At 60.5% G+C, this 9,557-nt stretch carries 4 protein-coding genes; 3 read left to right on the top strand and 1 reads right to left on the bottom strand.

What is annotated here, in order from left to right:
* The coding region (locus BM046_RS15985) for a two-partner secretion domain-containing protein (RefSeq protein ID WP_143084219.1) at window positions 1-4,621 on the bottom strand (4,621 nt) is incomplete at its 3' end.
* Between the two features lie 197 nt (window positions 4,622-4,818).
* Between BM046_RS15985 and BM046_RS15980 the strand changes: the two genes are divergently transcribed.
* The 3 genes from BM046_RS15980 to BM046_RS15975 all read left to right on the top strand — a co-directional run.
* Window positions 4,819-8,505: an AAA family ATPase gene (locus BM046_RS15980; RefSeq protein WP_090541390.1), complete on the top strand. Its 3,687-nt coding sequence runs from the start codon at window positions 4,819-4,821 to the stop codon at window positions 8,503-8,505.
* 361 nt (window positions 8,506-8,866) lie between these two features.
* Window positions 8,867-9,232, top strand: coding sequence for a hypothetical protein (locus tag BM046_RS16185; RefSeq protein WP_143084218.1), 366 nt, complete (start codon window positions 8,867-8,869; stop codon window positions 9,230-9,232).
* Between the two features lie 43 nt (window positions 9,233-9,275).
* The coding region (locus tag BM046_RS15975) for a DUF1153 domain-containing protein (protein ID WP_090541387.1) at window positions 9,276-9,557 on the top strand (282 nt) is incomplete at its 3' end.

Raw genomic sequence — 9,557 nt, 5'->3', positions numbered from 1 at the left:
TGATGATGTCGCTGGTCGAGATGTGCAGTTGTGCCGGTGTGATCGTGACGCTATGACTGCCGCCTTCGAGCGTGTAGTTGCTGGCCAGACCACCCTGGTCACCATCGCCCAGGCTCAGGCTGCCGAGCTGGAAGACCTTGCCGTCACCAACGTGCTTGTCGGCCATGAAACCAGTGCCGGAGAGTGACAGGGTCTCGTCACCAACCAGCGAACCCAGAGTCAGGACATCGGCCTCAACATCCACACCGCCGTCATAAACCCGGCTGCCGCTGAGGTTGATCACAAAGGGGTTGATAGTGCTGGTGGTGTTATCCTCGTAGGTGACGGTGTAGTTGGCGCCGCCGTTGCCATCCTCGACTGTCACGTCGGAGACGGTTACCGTCTTGTTGCCGATGCCCACGTTCTTGTCGGTGAAGGTAAAGACTCCGCCGCTCAAAGTATCGGTGCCATACAGCGCGCCAGCCATGACATGTGCAGTACCTGCGGCGCCGGTGCTGCCATCGTAGGTTTTGATAACGTCGGTGCTGGTGATGGTGAGCTCCGCCGGGTTAATTGTCAGCTCACCGTTGGCGATGATGTCGTAGCCCTGCTGGCTGGAGTACAGACCCACCAGCCGCAGATCCGCGCCGCTGTAAGTTCCCACATTGCGCGAGCTGGCCAGGTAGCCAAGCTCACCCGTAAAGAGATCCAGGGTCGGAGTGTCGTAGGAAAGCTGATCGCTGTTCAGCGCGCGGTGATTACCACCGTTATAGGTGGTAGTGACAGCATCAACATCGACTTCGAACGGGGTGAGAAAGGCCCGCAGCAGCGGCGCGGTGTGGCCCTCGTAAATACGCCAGACGCTGTCGGTGCCGCCCTGGTCGTCGATGCTCCAGCCCGCGAAGCTGGCGAGTTCGCGCATCTGCGCGCTGGTCAGGCCGGTGCCGCCATGACTGCTGCTTTGGCCACTGGCCTCCATATCCCAGTATGAATCAATGACGCTCCCCCCGTAGTCATTATAGATCAGCCCGCCGCCGTTCCCGTCTACCCAGCCACTGGCATAGGATTGACGGATTGTGCCTTCGTTGACGCCTACCAAGCCGCCTGCCCCGGCTCCGAAGACTGCACCGGTAGCGTACGATTGTTCGATGGTCGCCGATCCTCTATTCCATCCGACCAGGCCACCAACAGCCTCGCCGTAGTACGTATTGGAGCCGCGGACCGTACCGGTGGCGAACGATCTCAAAACCAGGGCTACGCCGTCGTTATAGCCGATCAAGCCCCCAATGTGTTCAGAAACGGAACTCCCGCTCGCCAAGGAGGTGACATCCCCGCTTGCCCAGGAATCGATGACGCCGTCGCCTGAAAATGAGTATCCAACCAACCCGCCAATGGCCCCCTTACCGGTGACAGTCCCGGAGGCGTGCGAGCCGACAACTTCCCCGCCTTCGCGGTATCCCACCAGACCACCAACGCGGTAGACGCCACTGACCCCGCCAGAGGCATGCGAACCAGTGATCGATGTGGCCTTCTGCCACCCCACCAGCCCGCCAACCAGATCCTTCCCGCTGACATCGCCTGTGGCATAGGAATCAGTGATCACGCCGCGGGCATAACCCACCAAACCACCGACGCCATGCTGGTTACCCCTGACATCGCCTGTGGCATGGGAACGAGTGATGTTCGATGCGCTGTCGAGGTAACCTACCAAACCACCGACACCGACGTCATCGCCGTTGCCGTTGCCGCTGACCGCGCCGCCGGCGTGAGAGTATTCGATCGTTACCAAGTAGTAGGCTTCCCCCACCAACCCACCGATGCGGTCACCCTTCCCGCTTACATCGGCCAAGGAGGAGGAGCCGGTGATTTCGCTGTTAAGCCACGCCTGACCTACCAGCCCGCCCACTTGGCGGTTGCCGCTGACGGTCCCGCTGGTGTGGGCGTTCTCGATCGAGCCGCCGGACCTGCCGACCAGACCACCGACCTGGTTGCGACCGGTCACGTTAATGTCTTCGAGGCGTATGTTGCGCAGCACGGCGGTGTCGCCGGTAACGCCGAACAGGCCGACCTCGTCCGCGGACGGCCGGTAAATGGTCAGACCGTGGATCGCGTAGCCCAGGCCATCCAGGGTGCCGTTGAAGGTCTTGATCGGTGCGAAGCCCGCGCCCCCGTTCCAGCTCACGGTAGCGCTGGCATTGATGTCGTTGCCCAGCACATAGCGCTCGCCGAGCGCATCCTTCATCGCCTGCAGCTGATGCACATCCTGAATCACGGTGTAGAGCACCGGACGATTGGAGGCACTGATGGTGCCGCTGGGCAGATCGTTCTTGCTGAACACCTGGTTGCCAGAGAGCCCGAGCAAATAAGGCGTGGTCTGGTTACCGGCGTTGCCCCACACCTCGGGATCAAAACCAACTGGCAAGGCCTCTATCAGCTCGGCGGTGGTCCAGCCGGTGCCACCACCAGCGCTGGAGATCTGGCCGGTGGTTTCGGTGTTCCAGTAGGACTCGGCGATATCCCCGCTGAAGCCGACGCCCCCGACCAGACCGCCAACGCTATCGGATCCACTAACCGCGCCTGTGGCATAGGTGTTGGTGATGGTCCCATAGTTTGCTCCGACCAGACCGCCAACGTACTTGTTGCCGCTGACCACGCCGGTAGCGTAGGAATTGCTGATCTGCCAAGCGTTGTAGCCAACCAGGCCGCCAACCTCTCTGTTGCTGCCGCTGACCGGGCCGACCGCGTAGGACTCGTTGATGGTTCCGTTAGTGCTCCAGCCGCTCCAGCCTGTGTTCCAGCCAACCAGGCCACCAACACTCATCGCGCCGTTGACTGCGACACTGGCCCAGGATTGGCTGATCGCCCCCTGGTTCTTTCCGACCAGGCTGCCGACGTTCTCCTTGCCAACCACGCTGCCCCTCTGGAGACCGATGTTGCGCAACCAGGCTCCGTTCGTATGACCGAACAACCCCACGTCATTCTGCGATGGTCGGTTGATGGTCAGGCCGGTGATGAGGTGACCAAGGCCGTCGAAGACGCCGGTGAATCCGTTGCTGGAGTCGCCGATTGGGTTAAAGCCGGCACCCCCGTCCCAGCTCACGGTAGCGCTGGCATTGATATCGGCGCCCAAGGCGTAGAGGCCATTGAGATTGCCTTGCATGCCCTGCAGATCCGTACCCGAGGTGCTGCCCTCGGCGCCCAGCTCGGTGATGACGGTGTACTCAAGCACATCGCCATCGCTGCCCAGCCGGGTGCTGAAGTTCTGCCCGGCGGAGAGGTTGACCCTGGCATTGACGTGGTAGTCGGCGGTGTTGCCCGCGGCCACGTCGGCCTGCCCATACTCCAGCGCCAGCTTGCCTGTGGTGGCGCTGATATTTTGGTTAATGTGGATATCACCGTGAGCGGACAGGGTCAGGGTGGTGGCGGCGTCCCAGCTCACCTCGCCATTGACGTATATGTTCCCCGCCTCACTGCCCTCGGCCACGGTCTGCAAGGTGACATTGTTGTTCTCCAGATTCGCTGAGAGAGTTTCGGCACCAATGCCACTGGCATTCTGTGCCGCACTGCCCGCGCTGATGGTGAGATCGGTGGGATCGATGAGCCAGTCGCCAGTTCGGCCGTCGACGGCCAGGGTAGTGACCTCCAGGCCTTCGTGAATCTGCACATGGGCACCGGAGGTGTCGATGAAGCCGCCATCACCACCTTCGGGTGCGCTGGCGTCAAGTTTGCCGGCCACTTCAACCGTGCCGCCTTCAAAGCCGCCCAGCAGCACAATCTTGCCGTTGCGGTTTTCCAGAGTGCGGGCTTCGATAACACCGGTGTTGTTCACCACGGTTTGTAGCAGGGCATCGGCAGCGTGGGCGCTCATCAGCACCTGACCGCCGTCGGCCTGAATCAGCTGATGGTTTTCCACCAGCGCATCGCGGGTGGCTTCATCGATCTGGACCTTGAGCAGGCCGTCGCCGGCAAAATCGAGGGTGACCTGCTCACCGGCAACCAGCGCCACGCTGCCAAGACGGGCGCTGATCACGCCCTCGTTGCTCACATGCCCGCCGAGCAGTGCTACCGCACCGCCATCAGCGGCTGTGATGTGGCCCTTGTTGATGATGGCAGCGTTGTTGCCATTGCCACGGAAACGGTAGTTGCCTGCGGCAAAGTCTTCATTGGAGATATCCAGCGTTGAGGCCACCAGGCCGCCCACATCCACCTGGGCATTTTTGCCAAACAACACGCCGTTGGGGTTGATGAGAAAGACCCGGCCGTTGGCATCCAGCTGCCCCATGATGCGGGAGCCGTCGGTGCCGATAACGCGGTTCAGCGCAATGGCGCTCGCCGAAGGCTGATTGAAGCTGACGCGATTGCCTGCGCCAATATTGAATTGTTGCCATTCAATGGCGAGCCGCTCCGAGCCCTGAGTGATGCTCAAGTGCTTGTCGAACTGCTCGATTGAGCCGACGCCAGTCACCACCGTTCCGCCGGAAGGGAGCTCTCCACCCAGCGCCGCCAAGGGCAATAAATAGAGGCTGCCCGCTGCCACAAGGCGCCGCCCACCGGTCCGTTTTCGACCCTGGCGTCCCAGTTCTCCAGCCACTTGCCACAAGCGGGCGGTCGCATTCCAGATGCGTCGGTAAATCTTGCTCATGGCGATTCTCTATTTAGAACGGGCAGTTGAACGAACAGAGCACAAAACACGCGGCGGCACATGTCGGCAAAAATGATGAACTTCACGCCGGGAGTGTTATGATGGCTCCCTAATACTGCCGCACGGCACGTGAGCCGCGTCACACAAATAAGCATTAAAACAAAGCCTCGTAAGCCCACCGTAAACTGACCTTGATTATGGCCATCCACGATGCGCCCCAGATCGAAATCCACCTGCTCGGCGAGATACAAGTCACCGTTGGCGGAGCCTCGTTAAGCGGAAAGCGCTACGCCAAAGTTCTGGCCTTGCTCGCCTATCTGGCGGTGGAATCCGGCCGACGCCATTCGCGAGAAGCTCTGGCGGACCTGCTTTGGCCCGCCCTGGGGGCGGACGAGGCCCGCACCAACTTGCGTCAGGCGCTCTACTACCTGCGCCGCGCCTTCGGCAATAACAACTTCCTCGTAACAGATCGCACTAGCGTTGGGGTATCCGAGGGTTCTTATTGGCTGGACCTGGAAGCCTTTCTTGCGGCTGAAAGCAACTGTCCAGATTGCAGGGCGGGGCAGCCGCCCTGTTCGGCCTGTCTCACTGCCATGGCAGGCCGGATGACGCTTTACCGGGGTGAGTTCCTCGCCGGATTAACAGTGGACGAAGTGCCGGAATTCGAGGAGTGGCGGGGAAAACAGCGGGAGCGGTTACATTGCGAGGCGTTGGGACTACTGGAGCGTCTCCGGGCGGGCCATGAACAGCGGGGCGAACTGGAGCAGGCTTTGATTTACGCCCGGCGCTATACCCTGCTGGAACCCTGGGATGAGGAAGGGCAACGCCAGCTCATGGCTTTGTTGGCCAGGAACGGGCAAAAAGGCGCCGCACTGGCACAGTACGAGAGCTGTCGGGAGATACTGGCCCGGGACCTGGGCCTTGAACCGGAGGCCGCCACATACAGCCTCATGGAGCGCATACGTAACGACGGACTGTTGCCCTCCCCCCAGAAGCCCGTGTCAGCGACTGTCAGAGCCAACCGCCGGCAAGCTACCATTGTCTGCGGCCGCTTCATCATCCGCGGCGAGAACGATCCCGAAATCATCGCGGAGCAGCTGCGCACACCGCGCCAACTCTGCTCCAGGCTCATGCAGCGCCATGGCGGCCTACTTGCGCAGACACATGGCGGCAGTTTCTTCGTTTATTTTGGCTATCCGGTTGCTTCTGAAAACGCTGCCATTCAAGCTGTGCGCGCTGCCGTACAGCTCGCTCAGGAAGCGGAGGTGAGGTTGTGCATTGGCATTCATACGGGCGCTATTGTCACCGGCAATGATCCCGCTCTGCCTGACGTTGCCGGTGTCGCATCCAACATTGCGGCCCGCCTCTGCGATGCAGCCGAACCCGAGGGCGTAGTGATCAGCGAAGAGACCCGCCGCTTGGTCGAAGGCTTTTTCCACGTGGATACGCTGGAGCACCTGCCTGGTGCTGACGCATCATCTGCGTCGCAGATCTATCGCGTTGTCGGGCAAACTGATGCCAGTAACCGGCTTGACGCGCGACAGCGCCTGGCTCCTCTGGCTGGACGACGCGCAGAGCTGGCGCGCTTGAGGCAATTGTGGAAGGAGAGCAAAAAAGGGCGTGGGCAATTTATCCTGATCCGGGGCGAGCCGGGCATTGGAAAATCGCGCCTGATCCGTGCGTTGCGCGATGGGGTGGCGAACGAGCCTTGCACAGTGCGCGAGTTACACTGCTTTCCCGAATACCTTCACAGCCCACTACGTCCGGTGGTGGTGCTGCTGGAAACGGTCTTTCAGTTGTTACCCACTGACCCGCCCGCCGTGCGGCGCGACAAGATCCGCAGCTACCTGGCGGAGCAATACCCCGCAATCCGCAGCGAAACGCTGCCCGTGGTCGCTGCCTTGCTGGACGCTGCCGATGATGATGCGCCGGGACTGCCGCCGCAGTCGCACAAGGAGCGCACCTTCCAGGTTCTGCACCAGCTCCTTGGCGCTCTTGCCGCTCGACAACCCTTGTTGCTGATTGTGGAAGATCTGCATTGGGTTGACCCCTCCAGCCTGGAACTTTTACAGCGCCTTGCGTCAGAGCCGATCGCCGCGCCAGTATTGACAGTGTGCAGCGCACGGCCCGAGTTTCAGGCAGCCGGACTCAGTGACGAAACAACTGTCGAGCTTGGCCCACTGAGCGACACCAATGTCTCGCAACTGGTGGACGGCCTGGGTATTCCCCTGGATGAGGATGCCAGGCAGCGCATCGTTTCCAAGGCTGAAGGAGTACCGCTGTTTGCCGAAGAAATGGCACTGATGAAAGCGAGCACAGCGAGCGACGCAGAGATTCCAGCCACATTGCAATACCTGTTGCTCGCCCGCCTCGATGCATTGCAGGAGGCTCGCCACACCGCTCAGCTCGCCGCTACCATCGGGCGGCGCTTTGATCGGGCACTGCTGGAGCGAGTCGCCACGGACGAGCCCGTCGCTCTCGACTCAGCGCTCCGCATCTTGCGGGAAGAGCGGATCATTACGCCAGTGGACAAAGATGGTTCGGTATTCGAGTTCCGCCACGGCCTGATTCAGGAAGCCGCTTATCGGTCGCAGACTCGAGAGGACCGACGCCGGGCTCACCATCGGATCGCCGAGGCATTGGAATGCCACTTCCCACAACACGCCGCTCAGCAGCCCGATCAGCTGGCGCGTCATTTTGCCGATGCGGGTGCTGCTGCCCAGGCGCTGCCTAGGTGGTTGGCCGCCGGGCGTCGTGCCTTGCGTGCTTCGGCCAATGCCGAAGCAGCAGACCACCTACGCAACGGCCTTGCACTGCTAAAGCAGCTTCCGGCGGACGACAAACGCCGCGAATGGGAGCTCAATCTCCTGCTGCCTCTGGGGCAGGCACTGCTCACTCTGCATGGCTACGGCTCCGCCGAGGCAGCAGCCGTTTATGAGCGTGCTTTCGCTTTGTGTCACGAGCAGATGCCAGACCGGCAGCGCTTTGAAGTCTTATGGGGGCGGTGGATGGTTTCGAGCTCCCGTGAAGACAGCAACTTCTCGGTTTCCGAAGAGCTGGCCAGCGAGTTGCTGGATGCAGCCCTCGCCAGCAAGGATACAAATTTGCTGAGCTATGCTCATTCCGCCAATGCCAACATTGCTCTGTGGCGCGGTGAATTTGAACGAGCCTGCTATAGCGCGGAAACTGCTCTCGCCAGTCCTATCAACCCACTTCATCCACCGCTGGACGGTTATGCCCCCCACGTGTCGAGTCTCGCCCATCTTTCCTGGGCCCGATCCCGACAGGGGCGCATTCAGGAAGCCCGTGAGGCCAGCGAACGCTCCATTGCCTTGGCGCAAACGCTTGAGCATGCGGATTCTCTGTGTTTCGCACTGATTCACGCCGCGTTGCTGCATAGTTTCTTGCATGACAAGTCGCTGGCCGTTGACCATGCGGAGCAGGCTCTGATTATTGCTGATCGCTACCGCCTGGCGCTCTGGCAAAGCGCGAGCCGCATGGTGCTGGGCTGGGCTCAGGCTATTGATGGCGATGCCCGTGGAATTGAGCGGATACAGGCCAGCGCCGCACGGGCCCAGGATGTGATGCCCTCGGTAATGGGCGCTTTCCTTTACGCACTCGCAGAAGCCTATGGTTTTCTCGACGAGAGCAGCGCACAGCTAAAAACAATTGACGTGGCTCTGGAGACCACCGCAAAGGTGGGGGACCAACTTCATCAGGCCGACCTGTATCGGCTCAGGGCTGAGGCCTTGCTTCGGCTCGGTCATCACGAGCAGGCGGGTGCGGCCTTTGACACAGCGCTCCGCATTGCCAAACAGCAGGGCGCCCTTGCCATCACCCGACGCATCAAGGACGGGCTCGAGCTACTGTCTGGCGTTAACTAAGACGCACACGGGACATCTGAAACGACGGGCTGACTTGATTTCTAGCGGCCGGCGCTGGAGATTCGAGGATCAGGCAACCGCGGCTTTCGCTTGCCGATGCACTTCCACATGAGGTTCTCCCAGGGGCGAAAGGCTTGGCTAGCATTGATTGATTTGCGCCAAAGCTGCCACAATTGTTTGTAAGGGAAAGCATGCGGTAACTCTAGATCCAGCGAGCTCTGCCGCCGGATAGACTACAACCGCAGAACCAGGACTCGGCTCAACCGGCGCACTGGCCTTCGGTGTCCTTGACCTGCTAAACACACCGATTCGGCCAGGCGGTGCACAGGTAAACTCTTTCTCTGCATGGATGCCTGCAAGCATGGCGGAATCCGGGGAAGAAGCTCACCAGCTGGCAAAAAACACCATGGTTGATGCAATGAAACAGGCCGGTGAAGCAGAAGGCTTTGCCACAGTGTACGACCCAAGCCGTTTCGGTCGGCAACAACTTGATCGTGATCTTGGAACACCCCGAAGCTGGCTGCCCTACAGCCGCAAGCCGCAAGCCGCAAGCCGCAAAACAATGCTGGATCTTTGCTACATCAGCGCATGGGTGTTTCCGCCACGCTTGATTGATACCCCTGAGCGGGTGGCCGGTCACAATGAGGCGAAGTCGTATGGGTTTGCGACCTCAATGAAAACATCCAAAAGCTACATGCCATCAGCCAGTGCTGTAATGACCCAGTGAAAACCTGCACATGCTAAAGTCGCTTCAGAAATTGGAGTGAAGCATGACGCAAGAACCCGACATCAAGCGCTGGACAGCCAAACGCAAAGCGGAGCTGATCAAGCAGATTTACCGAGGGCAGACTACAGTGCCCGAGGCTGCGCGCCACTACGATCTCACCCAGCAGGAGATCGAGAAGTGGATGGACGATGCCGAAGCCGGGATGGAAAACGCCCTTAAGGCCAATCCCAAGGATATCGCCGAGCAGTATGAAACCCAGCTGCGCGAACTCCGGGAAGCCTATGGCGAGGCCATGCTGGAGCTCAAGTTCCGAAAAAAGTTGCAG

Source organism: Halopseudomonas formosensis (assembly GCF_900115905.1).
In the GTDB taxonomy this organism is placed as follows: domain Bacteria; phylum Pseudomonadota; class Gammaproteobacteria; order Pseudomonadales; family Pseudomonadaceae; genus Halopseudomonas; species Halopseudomonas formosensis.
Note: the sequence above shows the minus strand (reverse complement) of the source record. Positions and strands in the feature narration are given on the sequence as shown.

Excerpts from the sequence above, each read along its gene's own strand:
- BM046_RS15980 (WP_090541390.1), top strand. The coding sequence starts at position 4,819 with ATGGCCATCCACGATGCGCCCCAGATCGAAATCCACCTGCTCGGCGAG.
- BM046_RS16185 (WP_143084218.1), top strand. The coding sequence starts at position 8,867 with ATGGCGGAATCCGGGGAAGAAGCTCACCAGCTGGCAAAAAACACCATG.